Annotated in this window: 19 protein-coding genes; 8 read left to right on the plus strand and 11 right to left on the minus strand. The window is 63.1% G+C overall.

Translation table 11 applies throughout. The annotated features are described in order from the left end of the window. Window positions 1–250 precede the first annotated feature (250 nt). The gene (locus tag AArcCO_RS07200) at window positions 251–499 is read left to right on the plus strand and encodes a hypothetical protein (RefSeq protein WP_259536075.1); all 249 of its coding nucleotides are present in this window, start codon (window positions 251–253) and stop codon (window positions 497–499) included. Window positions 500–533: 34 nt separating this feature from the next. Here AArcCO_RS07200 and AArcCO_RS07205 read toward each other — a convergent pair whose 3' ends face one another. The 4 genes from AArcCO_RS07205 to AArcCO_RS07220 form a co-directional block, all read right to left on the minus strand. Next, window positions 534–854, minus strand: coding sequence for a hypothetical protein (locus tag AArcCO_RS07205; protein ID WP_259536077.1), 321 nt, complete (start codon window positions 852–854; stop codon window positions 534–536). Window positions 855–968: 114 nt separating this feature from the next. After that, on the minus strand, window positions 969–1,742 hold the full coding sequence (locus AArcCO_RS07210) for an SDR family NAD(P)-dependent oxidoreductase (protein ID WP_259536080.1): 774 nt from the start codon (window positions 1,740–1,742) through the stop codon (window positions 969–971). A 60-nt stretch (window positions 1,743–1,802) separates the two neighbouring features. Continuing rightward, the gene (locus tag AArcCO_RS07215) at window positions 1,803–2,222 is read right to left on the minus strand and encodes a VOC family protein (RefSeq protein WP_259536082.1); all 420 of its coding nucleotides are present in this window, start codon (window positions 2,220–2,222) and stop codon (window positions 1,803–1,805) included. 134 nt (window positions 2,223–2,356) lie between these two features. Further along, window positions 2,357–3,556: an ABC transporter permease gene (locus AArcCO_RS07220; protein WP_259536084.1), complete on the minus strand. Its 1,200-nt coding sequence runs from the start codon at window positions 3,554–3,556 to the stop codon at window positions 2,357–2,359. Window positions 3,557–3,729: 173 nt separating this feature from the next. Here AArcCO_RS07220 and AArcCO_RS07225 point away from each other — a divergent pair, with 173 nt between their 5' ends. Together AArcCO_RS07225 and AArcCO_RS07230 are read left to right on the plus strand one after the other, a co-directional pair. Further along, entirely contained in the window at window positions 3,730–4,674 is a 945-nt protein-coding gene (locus AArcCO_RS07225) for an ABC transporter permease subunit (RefSeq protein ID WP_259536086.1), read from the plus strand. Between the two features lie 8 nt (window positions 4,675–4,682). Continuing rightward, on the plus strand, window positions 4,683–5,420 hold the full coding sequence (locus AArcCO_RS07230) for a DUF8159 domain-containing protein (RefSeq protein ID WP_259536088.1): 738 nt from the start codon (window positions 4,683–4,685) through the stop codon (window positions 5,418–5,420). A gap of 1 nt (window position 5,421) precedes the next feature. On the opposite strand, the gene AArcCO_RS07235 is transcribed toward AArcCO_RS07230, so the two are convergent. Further along, complete coding sequence (locus AArcCO_RS07235; protein WP_259536090.1) at window positions 5,422–6,927, minus strand: SLC13 family permease; 1,506 nt, start codon at window positions 6,925–6,927, stop codon at window positions 5,422–5,424. A 300-nt stretch (window positions 6,928–7,227) separates the two neighbouring features. Here AArcCO_RS07235 and AArcCO_RS07240 point away from each other — a divergent pair, with 300 nt between their 5' ends. Beyond that, window positions 7,228–8,505 (plus strand): MFS transporter, encoded by a 1,278-nt coding sequence (locus tag AArcCO_RS07240; protein WP_259536092.1) that lies wholly within the window; start codon window positions 7,228–7,230, stop codon window positions 8,503–8,505. A 49-nt stretch (window positions 8,506–8,554) separates the two neighbouring features. Here AArcCO_RS07240 and AArcCO_RS07245 read toward each other — a convergent pair whose 3' ends face one another. Next, window positions 8,555–9,019: an FKBP-type peptidyl-prolyl cis-trans isomerase gene (locus tag AArcCO_RS07245; RefSeq protein WP_259536094.1), complete on the minus strand. Its 465-nt coding sequence runs from the start codon at window positions 9,017–9,019 to the stop codon at window positions 8,555–8,557. Window positions 9,020–9,150: 131 nt separating this feature from the next. On the opposite strand from AArcCO_RS07245, the gene cutA reads away from it, so the two are divergent. Beyond that, complete coding sequence (cutA, locus tag AArcCO_RS07250; RefSeq protein ID WP_259536112.1) at window positions 9,151–9,456, plus strand: divalent-cation tolerance protein CutA; 306 nt, start codon at window positions 9,151–9,153, stop codon at window positions 9,454–9,456. 103 nt (window positions 9,457–9,559) lie between these two features. On the opposite strand, the gene AArcCO_RS07255 is transcribed toward cutA, so the two are convergent. Then, entirely contained in the window at window positions 9,560–10,324 is a 765-nt protein-coding gene (locus AArcCO_RS07255; protein WP_259536114.1) for an SDR family NAD(P)-dependent oxidoreductase, read from the minus strand. A gap of 115 nt (window positions 10,325–10,439) precedes the next feature. After that, window positions 10,440–12,500, minus strand: coding sequence for a glycine betaine ABC transporter substrate-binding protein (locus AArcCO_RS07260; RefSeq protein WP_259536117.1), 2,061 nt, complete (start codon window positions 12,498–12,500; stop codon window positions 10,440–10,442). Window positions 12,501–12,649: 149 nt separating this feature from the next. On the opposite strand from AArcCO_RS07260, the gene AArcCO_RS07265 reads away from it, so the two are divergent. Further along, window positions 12,650–13,924, plus strand: a complete 1,275-nt coding sequence (locus tag AArcCO_RS07265; RefSeq protein ID WP_259536119.1) for a DUF8159 domain-containing protein — start codon at window positions 12,650–12,652, stop codon at window positions 13,922–13,924. Window positions 13,925–13,991: 67 nt separating this feature from the next. On the opposite strand, the gene fni is transcribed toward AArcCO_RS07265, so the two are convergent. Beyond that, window positions 13,992–15,047 carry a type 2 isopentenyl-diphosphate Delta-isomerase gene (gene fni, locus AArcCO_RS07270; RefSeq protein WP_259536129.1) on the minus strand — a complete coding sequence of 352 codons (1,056 nt, stop codon included), beginning with the start codon at window positions 15,045–15,047 and terminating at the stop codon, window positions 13,992–13,994. A gap of 71 nt (window positions 15,048–15,118) precedes the next feature. Continuing rightward, window positions 15,119–16,051: a DUF6159 family protein gene (locus AArcCO_RS07275; RefSeq protein WP_259536139.1), complete on the minus strand. Its 933-nt coding sequence runs from the start codon at window positions 16,049–16,051 to the stop codon at window positions 15,119–15,121. 62 nt (window positions 16,052–16,113) lie between these two features. On the opposite strand from AArcCO_RS07275, the gene AArcCO_RS07280 reads away from it, so the two are divergent. Together AArcCO_RS07280 and AArcCO_RS07285 are read left to right on the plus strand one after the other, a co-directional pair. Then, on the plus strand, window positions 16,114–17,373 hold the full coding sequence (locus AArcCO_RS07280) for an AGE family epimerase/isomerase (protein WP_259536141.1): 1,260 nt from the start codon (window positions 16,114–16,116) through the stop codon (window positions 17,371–17,373). 87 nt (window positions 17,374–17,460) lie between these two features. Beyond that, entirely contained in the window at window positions 17,461–17,844 is a 384-nt protein-coding gene (locus AArcCO_RS07285) for a DUF5811 family protein (protein WP_259536143.1), read from the plus strand. Window positions 17,845–17,884: 40 nt separating this feature from the next. Here the strand turns inward: AArcCO_RS07285 and AArcCO_RS07290 are convergent, their stop codons facing one another. Next, window positions 17,885–18,379: a DUF7960 family protein gene (locus AArcCO_RS07290; protein WP_259536401.1), complete on the minus strand. Its 495-nt coding sequence runs from the start codon at window positions 18,377–18,379 to the stop codon at window positions 17,885–17,887. Between the last annotated feature and the right edge of the window lie 18 nt (window positions 18,380–18,397).

Raw genomic sequence — 18,397 nt, forward strand, 5'->3', positions numbered from 1 at the left:
GGTTGCTCGAGACCGACGAAGTGGAGTCGAAGAGACGCGTGAGGGATTTGAATCAGGGAGTGCAGCGAGCGTAGCGAGCGAAACGACCGTGGTTCACACTCCCTCCCCGGCTTAGAAGAATTTCCTTATAAGTGGCTGGGTCGGCCTGACCGCCATCGCTCCGGTTGTCTGGTCGGTTGTTCCAGAGCATGAGCAGTTGTTCCCTTTATATTTGACAACCCCGTAGATTTCGAACGGAACCTGACACACCATGTCCGATCCAACACCCGGCCCGCCACCGTCCGCGAAAGACGCCGTCATCGAACAGTGGTACGAGACCGTCGAGCTGGTACCTGAGGACAGCGAGTACAGCGAGTTCTTCACAACGCACGACATCCACGACGAGGAGGATCGGCACAAGGCCGAGACCATCATCTTCGACGAAATGGAGGAGTCAGAACTGCAAGGGAGACTCGCGGACGCCTTTCACGGCCTCCGCAATCACTTCAGTGACCTGTGAAGCGTTCGACGGCACCTGAACGTTCTCGAAACGACTACGATTCAGTCGCAGAGGCCGCGGACGCCCGCCGCCGGACTCCGTACCCGATCGCCGCCAGTATTCCGAGCAGCACTGCTGGGATGAGGTACGGCGGGTGGGTCAGCGACAGCCGGAAATAAACCGGGAACGACAGACAGACCTCGGGAACCGGCGGCCCGTAGAAGTCCGCATACGAGCCACAGAAGGCGGCCGTATTCCAGATCCGCCAGCTGTTGTTGAGGATGGCGATGCCGACCAGGACCGCGACAGTGACGAACAGTCCGATGCCGACCGCCACAGGGAGGTCGCGGTCGAGTGAGAGGGCCTTGGTCTTCATATCGGACGTCGTACTGGACGACATATAACAGTACTTTCCAGAGTTACGGAAAAACGAGGCGAAAGCCTCGCGGTTCACCGCAGGGAAGAAATCAACGACCCTCCGATCCCTTCTTCACCGACTCAAGTATCCGCCGTCGATGGCGAGCGTCTCGCCGGTCGCGAACGACGCCTGTTCGGAGGCGAGCCACGTCACCGCGTCGGCGATCTCCTCGACTGTTCCCAGCCGCTTCATCGGGTGGAGCTCCTTGGTCTTTGCAAGCAGTTCCTCGTCTTTCGTCACCCCGGCATCGTCGAGCATCTGTGTCTCGATATACCCCGGACACACTGCGTTGACCCGGATCCCGTCGGTCGCGTGATCCAGTGCTGCGACCTTCGTGAGCCCGACGACCCCGTGTTTTGCAGCCGTATACGCCGGCGTCCCGGCCTCGCCGACCTTGCCCAGTATCGAGGCGGTGTTCACGATCGAGCCGCCGCCGTTCTCGAGCATGAGTGGGATCTCCTTTCGCATGCACCGCCAGACACCGGTGAGGTTGACGTCGATAATCCGCTGCCAGTCCTCCTCGGAGATTTCCTCTGTCGCGTCGAATGTCCCGCCGATCCCGGCGTTGTTGAACGCCACGTCGAGCCCACCGTACTCCTCGCGAGCCGTCTCGACCATCCGCTCGACGTCGTCGTCGTCGGTGACGTCTACCTCGACAAACGTCGCGTGGCCGTCCGTCTCCCCGAGTATCGTTTCGGCGACTTCCTCGCCACCCTCGACATTGACGTCTGCGAGGACGACGTTCGCTCCCGCTCCGGCGAACGCGACCGCGGTCTTCCGGCCGATTCCCGATCCCGCCCCGGTGACGACGACTGTCTTGCCGTCGAAGTCACTGTGGTGTGTCATACATTTGAATATCACTTTATATCATGATAAATCTGCTCCCCGGGCGCAGCCAACGGCCGACTACGCCTCGACGACTTCGAGGAAGTTGCCGTCCGGATCGCGGAAAAACACGATCGAGGTTCCCGTCTCGACCGGCTGCGGGCTGCTCAGCGGTTCCGCGTCGTCCGGAAGCTGCTCGTAGAATTCCTGGATATCTTCGACTACGAATCCGACGTGTTGCGCCCCGAGTCCGTTGATCGCGTCAGCCCGGCTGTCCGAACCGGTCGGGTCGTATTCGATCAGTTCGACGCGTGCGCCGTTCCCCTCCAGGTGGACGAAGTCGCCGGTGACATCCTCCACCCCGATCGCGGTCCCGATGCCGGGTTCCGACAGCGTGAACTCGTCGGCCACCGAGAGGCCGAGGGTGTCTCTGTAGAACGCCACGGCTTCCTCGAGGTCGCTCACGACGATTCCGACGTGATGGATCGCTAGGTCGCTCATGGTGGTACTCCACACACTGCACGGATAAAGCCGGGTGCCGTTGAGACTCTCTCATACTGATTATTCTCGGCCGTAACCGGTCGATCGGCCATCCGGCCCGCCGATCGACCGGTAAATCGCTACAATAATCAGTATCACTGCCGCGGATCCAGCGCGTCCCGGAGGCCGTCCCCGAGTAGTTTGAACGACGTGATCGTGAGCGTCAACGCCAGCGCCGGCAGTCCAGAAACCCACCAGATCTGGTACGCCGGCCGGTCGGCCCGCAACTGCAGCCGACTTCCGATCTGGGCGTTGATCGACTCGCTTATGGTCGATCCCCACGAGTGGAGCCGCAGTTCGTGGAATCCGAGGAATGCCAGCCCCGCCTCGACGAGCACGAGTATCGCGAACAGGTGAAAGACCGCCGGAACGACGGTGTTCGTGACGTTCGGCAGGAGGTGACGCTTCGCGAGATACGACTTCCTCGCCCCGAGGCTGCGCGCGACCAGCACGTGGCCCCGTTCCCGACGCTGCAGGGTTTCACTGCGCACCAGACGCGCAATGCCGCCCCAGCTGAACAGGCCGAACACTACGAGCAACAACAGCAGTGATGGACCGAGAACCGCAAAACCGACGAAGTAGACGACGACCGCGGGGATCGACAACTGGACGGTCACGACCGACATCAACACGTCGTCGACGAGTCCGCCACGAAGTCCGGCGATCACACCGATCACGACCGCCGGCGGAACCACGAATGCGGCAGTAAAGACGACGACGTACAGCGCTACCCGTGCGCCCTCCACCAGCAGGAACCCCAGTGGATGTCCCCGATGGTTCGTGCCCAGCGGGTACGCCCACGATCCGTGACACTGTCTATCGAAGGCGTCCCCGGTCACTTCGCCTGGGCAGTCGACGGCGACGAACTCCGCTGAAAACCCCACGGGCGGGAGATATTCGAGCCCGTATTGCAATCCCGGATCCCGGTAGAGTATCGGGCCGAAAAGCCCCACCAGAACGAAGATCCCGAGGTAGACGCCGGCCAGTGTTACTGCCGGGCGTCGAAACAGCCTCCATCCGACACGTCGAAACGTGCGTCGGCGTCGGAGCGCCGGCACTCCGGCGTGTGAGACCAGCACGACGAGTCCGACCAACAACAGCCAGTCGAGGCCATCGGTCTGCCAGTTCCCGATCAGGTACACGTGCGCGACGTAGGTGTCGTAGGCCACGAGCCCGGAGACGACTGTCAACCCGAAGACGAGGACGATCCGTTCGGGCGTCAGTATCGTCCGAGAGCGGGAGCGGTCCGTCCAGTCGACGTGCTCGAAGGTAGCTGGAGGACTGTCGTCGCTCATGGAGGGCAATCGGGGATCGAAACGCACAATATTAAAACTGTCCGCGGACGCCACGGTGCGGCTCGAACCCGCCTATTCGCCGATACGTTTTTTGATCTCGCTTCGAATCCCGGATGTATGGTCCCCCTCCAGCAGCGCGCTGCCTCCGGAACTGCCTCGCTCGAATCGGGCAGATGAACCCGGGAAAGCTGATCGCGAAACACCTCGTATTCGGGCTGATCACCGTCTGGGGTGTTTTGACGGCGGTGTTTGCGTTGTTTCTGCTGATCCCCGAGTATCTTCCGACGCGTCGGGCCGGATCCGCGACTGCGCCGGGTACTGGAATGGGGACGGCCGAATCGTCGCTATTCGAACTGTACGTGGGCTGGGTTCGTCGGATGGCGACGCTCGACTGGGACGTGGCAACCGGCGGGGATCCCGAGGCGTACACCTACGCGTATCACGCCGGCGACGCAGTGATGCCGCTGGTGTTTTCGGCGTTGGGGCGGACGCTGCTGTACGTGCTTCCGGCCCTCGCAATCGGATTCTCGATCGCCACCTTGCTTGGACTGTACGCCGCACTCAGGCCGGACTCGCGGCTCGCCGCTGTCGGCACGGGAACATCGTACGTGGCGTTTGCCGTTCCGACGTTCTGGCTCGGGGCGATCCTGCTGTCCGTTTCGATCGCCGGTCACCTGGTGTACTCCTCACTGCTGTTCGAATATCTCCTTCCGATCGTCCTCGTGACTACGACGCTGCTCGGTGGCCCGTTGAGCTACGCCCGGGCATATGCGAAGGAGTACGTCTCCGCCGAGTTCGTCAAACTCGTCGAGGCGAAAGGCGCGTCCAGTTGGAGGGTCACCGAACACGTTCTCCACAACGCGGCGATACCGATGATTTCGATGGTGTTTACGGAGGCGCTTGGACTGCTCGTGCTTTCGGTGTTCGTCATCGAGGTCGTCTTCGGAATCGAGGGGTTCGGATTGGTCCTGTTCGGGGCGGCAAACTCCCGCGACGTTCCCGTCCTGCTCGGCTGTGTTCTCGTCGTGGTCGTGGTCGGAGTGCTCGGGAACCTCCTGCAGGACCTCTCTTATGGAGTTCTCGATCCACGCGTCGACCCAGGAGCAAGGAGGGAGTGAGTCCGGATATGTACCGTCGCACACTGCTCGGTTGTGTCCCCGTACTCGCACTCGGTGCGGCTCCCGGCTGTCTCGCTGTCGACGGGGACGGCGGAGTCGACGACCGGGAGGTTCACCAGGTGGTACGCGAGTGGGAAACCGATAGAACGTTCTCACTCGAGGCCGCCACCGGTGAATTCCTCGTCGTCGCGCTCGACACCCGTCGACCGGTCCCCGGCCGAACCACAATAACCGTCTTCGACCCGGGCGAACAGCCGATCGCGACGTATCAACTCACCGCCGGTGAGCCGACGGTGGTCCAGGAGGTCCGAACCGACGGTCGCTATGGGGTGCTCGTGACGCCCGAGGACCAGGACAGACAGCCGGTTCGGGTGTGGATACGGATTACCGTCGAGGAGACGCCACCGGAGACACGACTTGAGCGACGGTCGGAGGCGATCTTCGACGCGATCGACGAGTCGGCGGCTGTACAGGTCCGGGGCGGAGATATCGACGATAGCCGCCTGTTCGTCGCGATCCAAAGCTCCGGCGAACCCGAGGAGGCAGTCATGACTGCTGCCCGGGCGTACGCCGAGGGCGTCGCGGAGGGGTTCGAGCTCCCGTTCGAAGGGGTGGTCGTCGATCCGAATGGCGAGGAACTCGCCAGATTCGAGATAGCTGTGAGGTGGGCGCAGTCGTACGCTGCCGGCGAGATCTCGAGAGGGGAGTATCTGGAGTGCGTGTTCGAAACGGTAGACTGGCGGTGAATCATCCGAACGGCGTCACCGGCAACCAGAGATACGACAGCAGCGCAACGAGGGGAATACAGATCAGGTTGATCACGATCCCGACCCGCATCATCTGTGCGATGTCGAGGTGGCCGTTTCCGTAGGCGATCGCGTTCGGCGGCGTGCCGACGGGCAACACGAATACGAACGACGCTGCCAGTGCGGCCGGCGCCATCAGGTACAGCGGCGGCGAAGAGGCCAGGGGCGCGAACGCGACGAGGATCGGCAGAAACACCGTCGCAGTCGCCGTGTTCGACATGAGGTTCGAGAGAGCCATGACGGCGGTCACGATGGTGGCGATCAAAAGCAGCACCGACATCCACTCCAGACTGGAGAGTGACTGGGCAACTACCTCGTCTAGTCCACCGACCTGGAAGGCGTGGGCGACTGCGAAGCTCCCGCCGATCAAAAGGAGCACGTCCCAGGGCAGCTCTGCGGCGTCCTCCCACGACAGGAGGCGGTCTTCTCCGTCCGGTCCGCCCGGAACGAGAAACAGCGCGATCCCGCCCACCACCGCGATGACGTGGTCGGTGAGACCCGGAAGGATCGGTTCGATCACCGCCGGACGGAGGAGCCAGGCGACGATGACGAGCCCGAAGACGAGAGCGACCCGGCGTTCGTCACTTTCCATGGCGGACATCCCGGCGTAGTACTTTCTGGCGAACTCCTCGTCGATAGACGACGTCGGGTCGGTCAGCAAGATAATACATCCCCAGGCGACGAAAAGCGTCACGACGACCAGCGGAACCGCATAGATCATCCAGTCGAGAAAGCCGACGTCAACGCCGAGCTGTGACCCGGCAATCCCGGCGAAGATCGCGCTCGGCGGACTGCCGATGAGCGTGGCCGCCCCGCCGATGTTCGCGCCGAAGGCGACCCCCAAAAGGAGGGCGAGGCCGAACCCCTTCGACAGTAGCCCGTCCGGGGATTCGATCTCTTCGGCCGATTCCCCGGGGGAAAGCGACGGCGCGTCATCGACGCCGTTTGCCCCCGCAAGCGCGATCGCGGCTGCGATCGGGAGCATCAACATCGCCGTGGCGGTGTTGGAGATCCACATCGACAGGAACGCGGTGACGGCCATTATCCCGAGGAGGAGACGCGCCGGCGCGCCGCCGACGTTGGCCATGAAGACGATCGCGAGCCGTCGATGGAGGTGACACCGCTCGACGGCGAGCGCGAGCATGAACCCGCCGAGAAGGAGAAACACGATCGGATGGGCGTACTGAGCGGTGATCGCGTCGACTTCGGCGACGCCGACCTGTGAGAACACCGGGATCGGGACGAGGCTCGTCACCGCGAGGTGAACCGGTTCGGTCACCCACCAGATCACGATCCAGAGTGCGCCGGCGAGAACTGCGTTGGCAGCCGGCGGAATGCCGAACGGGTTCCCGAGGTAGACGAGTCCAAAAACCAGCGGCCCGAGAACTGCGCCGATTACTTTGACGCACAATACCCCCCGACAACGCTGGAAGAGCGGATCTATCATCGGATGTGACTCGTATTCGGAGCTGGTGTGGAATCGCGGGGTTCCGACAGGGGTCGCCGGTTTTCCATGCGTGATTTTCTCCCGGAGAGTGCGCCCCCACGTCGTGGCTGCACCGCAACTGGACTTCGCTGTGTCGCTATATTTTGTATCTATTTATACTGGCTCCTCGGATTCCCGGACGCTCCTGATGCTGTTTTTGGAGTGTGTTGCTTCCGGCAAGGGACGAACGCAACTCGTGTACTGAAGAGGAACGATCACGAACGGGAGACTCATGAGGGTCGAGAAGGTGAGCAGCTACTGATGGGGACTCTCTTCGGTGTGAACCCACAGGTGTTGGCACTCGCGCTCGCCCGGATGTCCGAATCCGTCGGCAACTCGTTTCTGATCGTCGTGTTGCCGCTTTTCATCGCGAGCGAGTTCGTCACTGGCGGCACGTTCGGGCTGACCGAAGTGGCGATCACGGGGATCGTCCTCTCGCTGTTCGGATTCGTCAACAGTCCGCTCCAGCCGTTCACCGGGAGGCTTTCCGATCGCACGGGACGCCGAAAGATCTACGTGTTGTTCGGCCTGGCCGTCCTCGCCGCTGCGAGCTTCGCCTACTCGTTCGTCTCCGAGTACTGGCATCTAATCGGGCTCCGCGTCCTTCAGGGTGTGGCCGGCGCGTTCATCATTCCGACGACGGTCGCACTCGTAAACGATCTGGCGGCGGAGACGAACCGCGGCGGCAACATGGGAACGTACAACACGTTCCGGCTGGTCGGGTTCGGCGTCGGACCGGTTGCGGCCGGTGCCGTCGTCGCCGCAGGTCCTTACACCGTCGACGTCGGTTCTGTGAGCGCACACATCTCCGGATTCGACGCCACCTTTTACTTCGCCGCCTTCACCGCAACTCTCGCACTGGTACTCGTGCTCGTGCTCATCGACGACCCCGACATCGAGCCGTCCGATCCGGAGGACGACGACACGAGTCTGGCGATCTTCGATCAGGCGGGGGAACACACGTTCGACCCGGTGTTTACGCTGAGTGTGATCTCCTTTTTCATGGCCATCGGGATCGCCGTGTTCGCGACGCTGGGGGACCTCATCAACAGTCGGCTCGACCAGGGGCCGACGATGTTCGGCCTCCAGTTCGCGGCGTTCGTGCTGGCCCAGATCTTCCTGCAGATGCCCATCGGCCGCGCGACGGACTTCTACGGCCGCAAGCGGTTCATCGTCCTCGGGATGGCGCTTCTGGTACCGACGACGGCCGCCCAGGGGTTCGTTCTCGACTCCTGGCTGATGTTCGGGGCGCGGTTCGCCCAGGGGGTGGCCGGGGCGATGGTGTTCGCGCCGGCGCTGGCGCTTGCGGGTGACCTCGCCAGCGAGACCACATCGGGAACGACGCTGTCGGCTTTGACGATGGCGTTCGGTTTCGGAGTCGCCGCGGGGCCGCTCCTTTCGGGGTTCCTCGTCGAATTCGGGTTCCACGTCCCGTTCACGCTCGCAGCGGTGCTGGCGGGCATCGGGATGGTGCTTGTTTACTCTCAGGTGGAGGAGGTCAGAACGCCCAATCGCCGTGGTGCCCCCGCGGACGCGTAACGATCACTGCGTCCCGGTGGGGGGACGATCCGATCGTGAGGAGAGAAAATTAACTGACGTCGACGACTTCGAACTCGAACTCGAGGGTCTCACCCGCGAGCTGGTGGTTGAAATCTACCTTGACGACGTCCTCGTCGACGTGGACGATCTCCGCGAGGGTGCCGTTCTGGTCCCGGACGTACGCGCCCTCTTCGGGCTCCTGTCCGACCGTCTGGACGAACTGGGCGGCACCGAACTCACGGATGTTCGCTTCGCTCCACTCGTATGCTTTCTCGGGCGGGATCTCGACGGTCTTGTTGTCTCCCTCGTCCATGCCGACGAGTGCCTCCTCGAGCCCTTCGATGATCTGTCCCGCACCGATTTCGACGGTGAGGGGGCTGTACTCCCGGTCGGAGCCGTCTTCGTCGAGCCCGGCCTCGACGGCGACGGACTCGTGGGTCGTGTCGAATACGGAGCCGTCGTCCAGCCGGCCGGTGTACTCGATCGTCACCGAGTCGCCGGTTTCGATTGTCATACGCGGAGGTGTCGCCTCCGCCGTATAAGCCTTGAGATCCAACGATACCACTCCTTCGAACTTCGCGGTCGCGCTCCCCATCGAGATCCGGGAGCTGGTGTCTTAAGTAGTCGGCGCTACCGCGTTCGACCATGCCGACAGCGTACGTCACAGCTCCACGGGAGTCCGCAGACGAGTTGGCTTCGTTTCTGGTCCAAGAACGCCTGGCCGCCTGCGTCAACGTGGTCGACTGCCGATCCACCTACAGGTGGGACGGTGAGGTCTACGACGGGGACGAAGAGGCGATCCTGTTTGCGAAAACAACTGCCGAACGGTATCCGGAACTGAAAACGCGTCTAGTGGAGCGTCATCCGAACGAAGTCCCCTGCGTCGAACGGTTCGACGAGGTGGACGTGTTCGAGCCGTTCGAAGACTGGATCGAAACCGAGGTGGAGTAGGGAGGATCGGTCCCGACGTCTCATAATGGTGGTTGTAGTGATTTACCGGTCGATCGGTCACCCGGCCCGCCGATCGACCGGTTACGGCCTACAACCATCATTATCAGGCCCCTGCCGTGAGTCCGCCGTCGACGACGAGGTTGTGACCCGTGACGTAGGCGGCCTCCTCGCTCGCCAGGAACAGCGCGACGTCGGCGACGTCCTCCGGCGTTCCGTCCCGGCGCAGCGGGATCGTCTCCGTCATCGTTCCGGCCACCTCCTCGTCCTCGGTGGTCATCGCGGTTTCGATGACGCCGGGGTTGATCGCGTTGACTCGGATCCCGTCAGGCCCCAGCTCCATTGCGAGCTCCCGAGTGACGTTGGCGACACCGCCTTTCGAGGCACAGTACAGCGACGAATCGTCGAACCCGTTGAGCCCGGCGATCGACGACAGGTTGACGATCGCCCCGCCGTCGTCCTGTTCGCACATCACTTCGGCGGCGAGTTTGCTTCCGAAGACGACGCCTTTGAGGTTGATGTCCATCAACCAGTCGTAATCCTCCTCGTCGATTTCCGAAATCGGCTGCATTCCGGGGAACACGCCCGCGTTGTTCACCATCACGTCGAGCGATCCGAACGCGTCGACCGTCTCGTCGACTGCCTGTTTCAGGTCCTCGACGCTGCTTACGTCCGTCTCGACGAACTGCGCCTCCCCGCCGCGTTCTTCGATCAGCTCGTGCGTGGCTGTTCCACCCTCCCGCGGCTCCTCGCGGATGTCTGCGACCGTGACGCTTGCCCCTTCGTCTGCGAATGTGAGGGCGATCTCCCGTCCGTTCCCCGACGATGCTCCCGTAATCAGTGCGGCCTGTCCTGAAAGTCGTTCGGTCATAGTACACCCATTGGATATTGGTACCGTAATACAATCAACTGTTCCCCGCCATATCCAGGGTGTTGATCAAACGACATTTGATGGCGGATTCCCCTGATCTGGGGGATATTTCGGTCTACAGCAGCCTTTTCCGCTCCAGATGTTCCCTGGCGACGACTCGCGGATGACGTTTCCCGATATCGACCTGTCGGACCAGACGGCGCATCTCGGTGACGTCCTCGAGCGTGGGGCCGAGACGGTTCAACGTGTCAATCGCGTCCGGATCTGCCTGTATGATGTCTTTCCGGACCAGTGGTGCAGGGTTGTATATCGGGAAGAACTGTCTGTCGTCGTCGAGCTGGACGAGATCGTGGACGTCGATCAGTGCGTCGACGGTGAGACCCATCGTCACGTCGACGGTGGAGCGGTTGATCGCCTCGTATCTCTTTTCGGCGGGTTCGACCGTCTCCGTCCGAGCCCAGATCCGTTCGCGAACTTCCGGTTCGAACGGGTGTTCGGCGAGCAGGCCCTTCCAGCCGTCCTCACGGTCACAGAAGTCCGGGCCGACGACTGCGGTAAGCTCCCCCTCGGCGTCGTTTGCGAACCGGGCGAGCGCGTCCAACGAGTCGACGCCGGTTTGCTCACACCACACGCGGGGTGCGAGGATCGTGTAGGTGTTGTTGTATTCTGCACGGGCGCCGAACCGGAGATCCCGCTTTGACTCGATTCCGGATTTCGCTGCCTCGTGCAGGCGATCGGGGTCGGTGACCGACTCCGTGGCGTCCAGGAACTGTCCGTAGATCGTCCCCGTGTACTCCCAGTAGAGATCAAGTTCCCCTTCCGTGAGCTTCCGGAAGTTCTCGTCGGTGATTCCGGAGCCGACCGCATCGACCGGGACGAGATCGGTTTCGACCTCGAGAAGTTCGTACGCCAGATACGCCAGCACCTTGTTTGCGGTGAACGGCTTCGATCCGATGACGACTGACGTCCCCTCGACGCCTGCGGTGTCGGTTCTGGTCTCCGAATCCAGCAGTTCGACGCCGCCGACGGACTGGTACTCGAAGCCGTCGAGCTGCTCTTCGAGGACGGTCGTCTGGGCCGCGAGTGTCTTCACCTCGTGGCTGATTCGGGAGACCTCCTGATCCTGTGTCCGGACTGCGTCCAGTACCCGATCGGCTCGGGCGGCTGTCTCCTCTGCAAGTTCCGTGAGTTCGTCGGCCATCTCCGAGACGTCCTGTGCGGCCCGTGCCTGTTCTGCGGTAGCGTCGTCGATCTCTCGGATCCCGTCGTTGGTCTCGGCTGCGCTTTCGGCGATCTCGTCTAGCGAGTCGAGCGCGCTCTCGATCGTCTCGGCTCCGGTAGAAACGCGTTCGGCCGTCCGTTCGAGCTCTTGTTCGGTGTCTTCGGCACGATCGTGAACCTCTCTGAGGAGGTCGCCTATGCGATCGGTTGCCTCCTTCGTCTCCTCGGCGAGGTCCTTGATCTCCTCGGCGACGACCTCGAACCCGTCGCCGGCCTCGCCCGCACGTGCCGCCTCGATCGAGGCGTTGAGCGCGAGCAGGTTCGTCTGTTCGGCGATGTCAGAGATGAACTCCAGAACGTCGTCGATCTCCACGGTTCGGTCCGTAAGCTCACCGGCCGTCCGCTTTGCCTCCTCGATGTCGGACTCGATCACGTCGAGCTGTTCGATCGCCTGTTGAGCCGTTTGTTGCCCCTCCGTTCCTCGAGTGGCAGTTCGCTCGGACTGTTCGGCGACCGACGCTGCCGTCGCCGTGATCTCTTCGATGGTCGCCGAGACGTTACCCATCTCGGTCGAGAGCTCCTCGACGTTTCGCTGTTGCTCTTCGGTGGTCCCGCTGATCTCTCTGGCCGTCCTGTGGACCGCCTCCGTCTCACCTCTAACGTCTTCGACCGAACGTGTCGTTTCGTGGCTGGTCTCGCCGACGTCCGTCGCGAAGCCGTCGACCGTCGCGAACGTGTATTCGAGCGACGCCAGGAGATCGTTGAGCGTCTCTACGGTATTCGCTAGCTCGGGATCGTCGAACGAGAGCTTCGCTCGGGAAGAGAGGTCACCATCCGCCGCCGACTCGAGGGTTGATTGGAGTTCCTCGACGAACGCGTCGACGTCCCTCCCCTGTTCGGCGTCCCTCCCCTGTTCCGTGGCCCTACTGTCACCAGGTGGCGTCTGCCCGGACATCGTGTTGCCAACTCCGAACCGTCAGTATAGTTGTATCGGAACCCGCCGGCAGGTGCAGCCACATTCCCCACCACGTCACAGGAGGTCACTATATCACGGCTGATACTGTGGAGAGAAACGTCATTACGGGGGCTCGAGAACTGTCCCACATGAACAACCGCCGTGACCTCCTCCGGGCCGGGACGCTCCTCGTGACCTGCGGGTCGCTCGGGGCGATCTCCGGCTGTACCGGTACGCCGGCTGATCCGGAGGGAGAGCCGGAAGAGGACGTCCCGGAGGACACGACGACACCCGAGGAGGCGGATCCGAACGAGGAGACGGAGGACGACCCGGATCGGGAGCCACAGTTGGGGATCGAACGGATTCGGTTCCTCGAATCCCCGCCGGACGGGTATCGCGAGTACACGGAGATCGAGGACGCCACCTACGGTTCGGAGGGGGAGATCGTGATCTACCTCGAACCGACGGGCGTCGAGTTCGAGCCGACTGACGACGGCGAGCAACGGTTCGACCTCGACGTTCACATCTCGGTGACTGGACCCGACGGTGAGGAACTCCGACCCTTCAGGGACGACGTGAGCGACACGGTGTCCGAAGACGCAGCCTCGATCGACCTGTACGTGGCAGCTACCTATCCCATCCGGGAACCTCGAGTCGGCGAGTACACAGTCGACATCGAGGTCCTCGATCGGATCTCCCGTGCGCGAGCCGAGGAGACAGCGACGTTCCGGATCGAGGACGAACAGCTGCGGCTCCTCACGGAGTTCCGGGACCGTGCCGACGCCGAGACGGACGGCGAGATCGACCGTCACTCTCTGCGGGACGGGACGCTGTCGGTGACAATCGACTCGCCGTACGAAATCGACGACAGACGCTTTTACGACGACGTGGCCGAGCTCGCCCTCGCGTACGCGGAGGCGGTCGCCAAGGGCTTGGAAACGGATCGTCTCCAGGTCAGTCGGTCTGGCGGTCCCGACGACTACGGTCGGGGAGTCTCGATCGACAGCACTCGAGCCCAGGCGTACGCCGACGAGGAGCTCACCGATGAGGAATACCTGCAGGACGTGTACGACAACTACTATGCCGTCGTATTCCAGCAGGTGATCGTCGAGGAGACGGAGATCGAGTTCGAGCGCATCTCGATGCGGGACGACGGGACGCTGTCCGTGAACTACACCGCTGCCCACCCGTTCGACGACGAGGGGTTCGACGACGAGGTCGCAAGCGTCGCCGGCGCGTACGCCGGGGTGATCGCCACGGGGCTTTCGGCCGACCAGCTGCGTGCGGGTGGCGAGGACGCTGAAGGAACCGGTTTTAGCTACCGGATCGACAGCGAAACCGCACGGAAATACGGGGACGACGAGATCGACGAAGAGGAGTATCTGGAGGCAGTCTTCGAGACGCTACGCCAGCGGGACGACTGACGGTCGTTCGTCTGACCGACATTGTGGAGCCGGCGAAGCGAGGACACGCTCGGAGCCGACAAGCCCCTCAGCGGTTCGAAAACTGGCGTGTCCGGCCGAGCAGAGCGTATTCGGCGTCCTGAAGCTCCGAAACCGACGCCGATCCAGTCGCGAACATCGCGGTCTGAAGTTCGGCCTCGAGGTCCTCGATCAGTTCGACGACGGCGTCCGTTCCCTCCCGGGCCGGCGCCAGGAACGGCTTTGCAAGCCCGCCGGCACGGGCACCCAGCGCGATCGCCTTGGCGACGTCGAGTCCGGATCTGACCCCGCCGCTTGCGACGACGCATGGGTGCTCGCGGGCCACCTCCAGCGTGGAGACTGCGGTTGGAATCCCCCACTCCCGGAACCGGGTTCCAACGCGGGCCCGGCGGCGGTCGCCGACTGCGGCCGCCCGATACGCCTCCACGCCGGACCACGTGGTTCCGCCCTTCCCGGCCACGTCGATCGCGTCGACGCTCGCGTCAGACAACCTCCGGGCCGTCTCCCGGGAAATCCCGTTCCCAGTCTCCTTGACGATCACGGGGACGCTCAATCCGTCCGCCACTGTCTCGATGGCGGACAGACACCCACGGGCGTCGACGTCCCCCTCCGGCTGGGCGGCCTCCTGCAGGAAGTTGAGGTGAATCGCCATCGCGTCTGCGTCGATCATCTCGACGGCGCGTTCGACCCCTTCGACGCCGTACTCGGAGAGCTGTGCCGCACCGATGTTGCCGTAGATGAACGCGTCCGGGGCGGCCTCTCTGACGACGGTAAACGACTCGAGGAGGTCTTCGTCGTCGCGCTCCAGCCCGGCACGCTGGCTGCCGACGCCCATGGCGATTCCCGTCCGTCCGGCCGCCGCAGCCAGCGACCGGTTGATCTCGGTGGTGTTCGGGTGACCGCCGGTCATGCTCTCGATCACGATCGGGCTCGAAAGCTCTCTCCCGCAAAGCTCCACGCTGGTGTCGATCGCGTCGCGGTGCAGTTCCGGCAGCGCCTCGTGAATAAGCTGTACGTCCTCGAACCCGCTGCCGGCCGTTTCGACGTCCTCCTCGAGAATGATCTCGATGTGGTCGTCCTTTCGATCGGAAGTTTCGGGGGACATCCTCTACAGAGGAAGTCTGGTGTGTCCGGCTTCAACTGATCGATTCGCACCGACACCCGTCGCCCGGCAGGTCACGAGTAGAGATGCGTCGGCGGATTCCGAACGCGACCCGGGGTGGCCCGACGCTCGGCCCGGCCGTCGAGCGTCTCGAAGTCGAAGTCGGCAAACTGCTCGGGAACCCGCTCTTCGGCCGCGTAGACGTACAGCGCGGTTTTCGTGATCGCCCAGATCGTCTGCCCGAGCAGATAGGTCCCGACGAGGACGCCCCCGACGAGGAAGATCCCGAGCAGGATCCCGGCGGCGGGAAACACCACACCGAGGCCGATCGCGAGCAGGATCGCGACGACGAGCCCGACGATCCCGACCACGACCTGGATGAGGGTTACCCCCAGCCCGATACCGATGCTTTCACCCCACGTGTCCTTGAACGTCTCAGCACTCCGGGTGAACATCGACTTCACGGTGACGTCCTCGAAGACGATCACCGGGACAATAAAGAACGTCGTGATCGTCCAGCCGAACGCGAATATCGACGAGAGAATGCGGGCCAGCGCACTGTCGGATTCCTCCAGCTTTTTGAGGATGACGCTGACGATCGCCGCGACCGCCGACCAAACCAGAATCGGTCCCTTTCGCCGCCAGGCGGCACGCATGCTCTCGCCCAGCTGTGGCTCCTCCCCGTGGAACGTCTGGTTGACGGCAAACACCAGCGACGCAGTGAAAAACGTCGCGAAGAACGTCGTCACGAAGTACAACAGAAACAGCACGACGAGCTCCGCGCCGGTTCCGAGCAGGTTTGCGATCCACAGTGGAAGGAGAAACACGATCCAGAAGGCGAGTGTCGACAGCGCGCCCAACAGCGGAAACACCAGCAGCTTCGGGTGGTCTCTGACGACCCCGATGCTGTCTCGCGACAGCTTGAGGCCGGTTTTGAACTTCCCGATTAGTCCGGCGTTCCCACCGCGTCCACCACGGCCAGGAACGATCGACTGATTGCGTGCCATACCCAATCCATCTGGGGTAGATGGTATAAGCCTTAAGTAGCTTCGGAGACCCTCCTCGGTCGATGACGGCCCCGACCCTCGTCGATCCAGACTCCCTCCGAGCGGAACTCCTGACGCTTCTGGAAGCCAGGTACCCGGACTGTCTCGCCGACCGCGGATACGTCGCGGGGTTCGATCCCGAAACCGGCGAGATCGTCGACCGGGACTCCCGTCACCTCGTGGCGACATGTCGATACGTCGCGAACTTCTCGCTTTCGGTGTCACACGACGGACGGGAGCCGTGGATCGAGGCCGCAGCCCACGGACTCGAATTCCTGGAACAGATTCACCGAGACATCGACGCGAACGGGAAACCGGAATATCGATGGCTGCTTTCGGCAGCCGATACCGACGACTCCAACGGCTCGTTCCAGATCGTTGATGGCCGGCTCTCGGCGTACGGTCACGCGTTCGTCGTACTGGCACACGCCCGGGCCGCACACGCGGGATTGGACTCGGTTGATGGGTGTGTGGCCGACACGGAGGTGGTCGCCGATCCTGTTGCAGTCGCCGACGCGTTCCTCGATCGGTTTTACGAAGCCGAACACGGTCTCTGTCGGAGCGACCTCGACGCCGACGGGGAGCCGATCGAACCCTATCGCGGCCAGAACGCCAACATGCACGCGTGCGAAGCACTCCTCGCTGCCGCCCGTGCTACCGGCGACGGTGCACTTCTCGAACGGGCCGAGACGATCGCCCGACGGATCACCGTAGATCTGGCTGCAGAAACCGATGGTCTGGTGTGGGAGCACTACACACCCAACTGGGAACACGACTTCGCGTACAACGAGGACACTCCCCGGGATCAGTTTCGGCCCTGGGGGTACCAGCCGGGCCACCACGCCGAGTGGGCGAAACTTCTGGGGGAACTCGATCGCGAGGGGATTGGGTGGGCCCTCGAACGCGGGATCGAACTGTTCGACGCCGCCATCGACCTGGGCTGGGACGGCGACCGTGGCGGCTTCTACTATGCGGTCGAGGCCGACGGCAACCCCGTCGCCGACGAGAAGTACGGCTGGGCAACCGCGGAGGCGATCGGCGCGGCGGCCGTGCTGTTCGAGCGAACAGGCGACGATCGGTTCCGACGGTGGCACGACCGCCTCTGGGAGTACGCCGCGGCACACCTCCGCGCGCCGACGGGGATGTGGCGGGAACGCCTCGGCCCAACCAACGAGCCGATCCCGCCCACCGACGCACCGCCCGTCGAGCCCGACTATCACCCGATCGGAGCGTGCCACGCGGGTGTCGAGTGTTCGAAGGCGATCCGCGAACATCGTGACTGACGCGAGTAAAAACGGCGTCGGGATCCCAAAAAATTGTGAACGGCCGACGGTTTTATCAGGCGTCTGCGCCTATGTCGGTCGACTTCGATGAATGGAAACAACCCCTATGCAGGGGCACCGGGCGTCGTCGAGGCGGGACAGCCGTCCGCGGACGTCAGCCTCTCGGAGGAACAGGAACGCGCTCTCCGGCGGGCGATCGCTGGAATCGTCACGCGAACCGAGTCGTATCTCCCGGAAGGGTACGTCGTCGGCTCGGAACTCAGTCACGGACAAAACGGCGTCGAGGCGACGGTCGCCGTCAATCCGCCCGCAGGACATCCCGTCAGCGCGGGGTTCACGCCGGATCCCGAAGAGCTCGAAGCCGGCCTCGACGACACCGAACGCGACGAGGTCGCCCGCGGGCTCGCCGCCAGCGCGGCAGTACAGGTGATGAACGCCGTCGGTGACGACCTCACCCCGACCGGCCGGTAGACAGTCATCTTCCAGACGCTCAATCTGTCGACTCCGCTTTTCACCTGTCCGGATTCCTCGGTTCTCTCGCCGCTTCGCTCTCGTCTTCGTCATTGTTTTCGTCTTCGTCGGCTTCGAGCGTCCACTCCACGATACGCGCTTCGACGAGATCGCGAGGCTCAACGAGCTCGTCGCCGTTCTCGTAGCGGACCACCGCCTCGCGGGCCTCCTCGAGCATCCGCTTCTCGAGGGGTGCGTGATCGGGCTGCTCACGGGTCGCGTTCAGGTACGCCTCGTAGTCTTCCCTGAGAGCGAACGACGCCCTGGCAGCGTTACAGCGGGAGAGCGGACTCATCCCCGTTTTTAACACGAGATCTCGGACCAGGTCCCAGTCGTTTTCACAGAAGAACAGAGATACCTCGCCTTCGACGTCTTGCCAGGCGATCGGGCCGGCGTTCTTCATCGATTTCAGCGCCCGTGGCGGGACATCGATCCGGTGGGCGGTGTTGCTGCGATCACACAGACAGCATGGCTTTTCGGGCCGCCCGGTGTACATGTCCGGAGAGTAGTGGAC

This window comes from Halalkaliarchaeum sp. AArc-CO (genome assembly GCF_024972735.1).
Lineage (GTDB): Archaea > Halobacteriota > Halobacteria > Halobacteriales > Haloferacaceae > Halalkaliarchaeum.

Coding starts and splice junctions, on each gene's coding strand:
- AArcCO_RS07230 (WP_259536088.1), top strand. CDS start 4,683: ATGTACCGTCGCACACTGCTCGGTTGTGTCCCCGTACTCGCACTCGGT.
- cutA (WP_259536112.1), top strand. CDS start 9,151: ATGCCGACAGCGTACGTCACAGCTCCACGGGAGTCCGCAGACGAGTTG.
- AArcCO_RS07215 (WP_259536082.1), bottom strand. CDS start 2,222: ATGAGCGACCTAGCGATCCATCACGTCGGAATCGTCGTGAGCGACCTC.
- AArcCO_RS07255 (WP_259536114.1), bottom strand. CDS start 10,324: ATGACCGAACGACTTTCAGGACAGGCCGCACTGATTACGGGAGCATCG.
- AArcCO_RS07225 (WP_259536086.1), top strand. CDS start 3,730: ATGAACCCGGGAAAGCTGATCGCGAAACACCTCGTATTCGGGCTGATC.
- fni (WP_259536129.1), bottom strand. CDS start 15,047: ATGTCCCCCGAAACTTCCGATCGAAAGGACGACCACATCGAGATCATT.
- AArcCO_RS07285 (WP_259536143.1), top strand. CDS start 17,461: ATGAATGGAAACAACCCCTATGCAGGGGCACCGGGCGTCGTCGAGGCG.
- AArcCO_RS07275 (WP_259536139.1), bottom strand. CDS start 16,051: ATGGCACGCAATCAGTCGATCGTTCCTGGCCGTGGTGGACGCGGTGGG.
- AArcCO_RS07205 (WP_259536077.1), bottom strand. CDS start 854: ATGAAGACCAAGGCCCTCTCACTCGACCGCGACCTCCCTGTGGCGGTC.
- AArcCO_RS07265 (WP_259536119.1), top strand. CDS start 12,650: ATGAACAACCGCCGTGACCTCCTCCGGGCCGGGACGCTCCTCGTGACC.
- AArcCO_RS07210 (WP_259536080.1), bottom strand. CDS start 1,742: ATGACACACCACAGTGACTTCGACGGCAAGACAGTCGTCGTCACCGGG.
- AArcCO_RS07240 (WP_259536092.1), top strand. CDS start 7,228: ATGGGGACTCTCTTCGGTGTGAACCCACAGGTGTTGGCACTCGCGCTC.
- AArcCO_RS07200 (WP_259536075.1), top strand. CDS start 251: ATGTCCGATCCAACACCCGGCCCGCCACCGTCCGCGAAAGACGCCGTC.
- AArcCO_RS07280 (WP_259536141.1), top strand. CDS start 16,114: ATGACGGCCCCGACCCTCGTCGATCCAGACTCCCTCCGAGCGGAACTC.
- AArcCO_RS07220 (WP_259536084.1), bottom strand. CDS start 3,556: ATGAGCGACGACAGTCCTCCAGCTACCTTCGAGCACGTCGACTGGACG.
- AArcCO_RS07235 (WP_259536090.1), bottom strand. CDS start 6,927: ATGATAGATCCGCTCTTCCAGCGTTGTCGGGGGGTATTGTGCGTCAAA.
- AArcCO_RS07290 (WP_259536401.1), bottom strand. CDS start 18,379: ATGTACACCGGGCGGCCCGAAAAGCCATGCTGTCTGTGTGATCGCAGC.
- AArcCO_RS07245 (WP_259536094.1), bottom strand. CDS start 9,019: ATGACAATCGAAACCGGCGACTCGGTGACGATCGAGTACACCGGCCGG.
- AArcCO_RS07260 (WP_259536117.1), bottom strand. CDS start 12,500: ATGTCCGGGCAGACGCCACCTGGTGACAGTAGGGCCACGGAACAGGGG.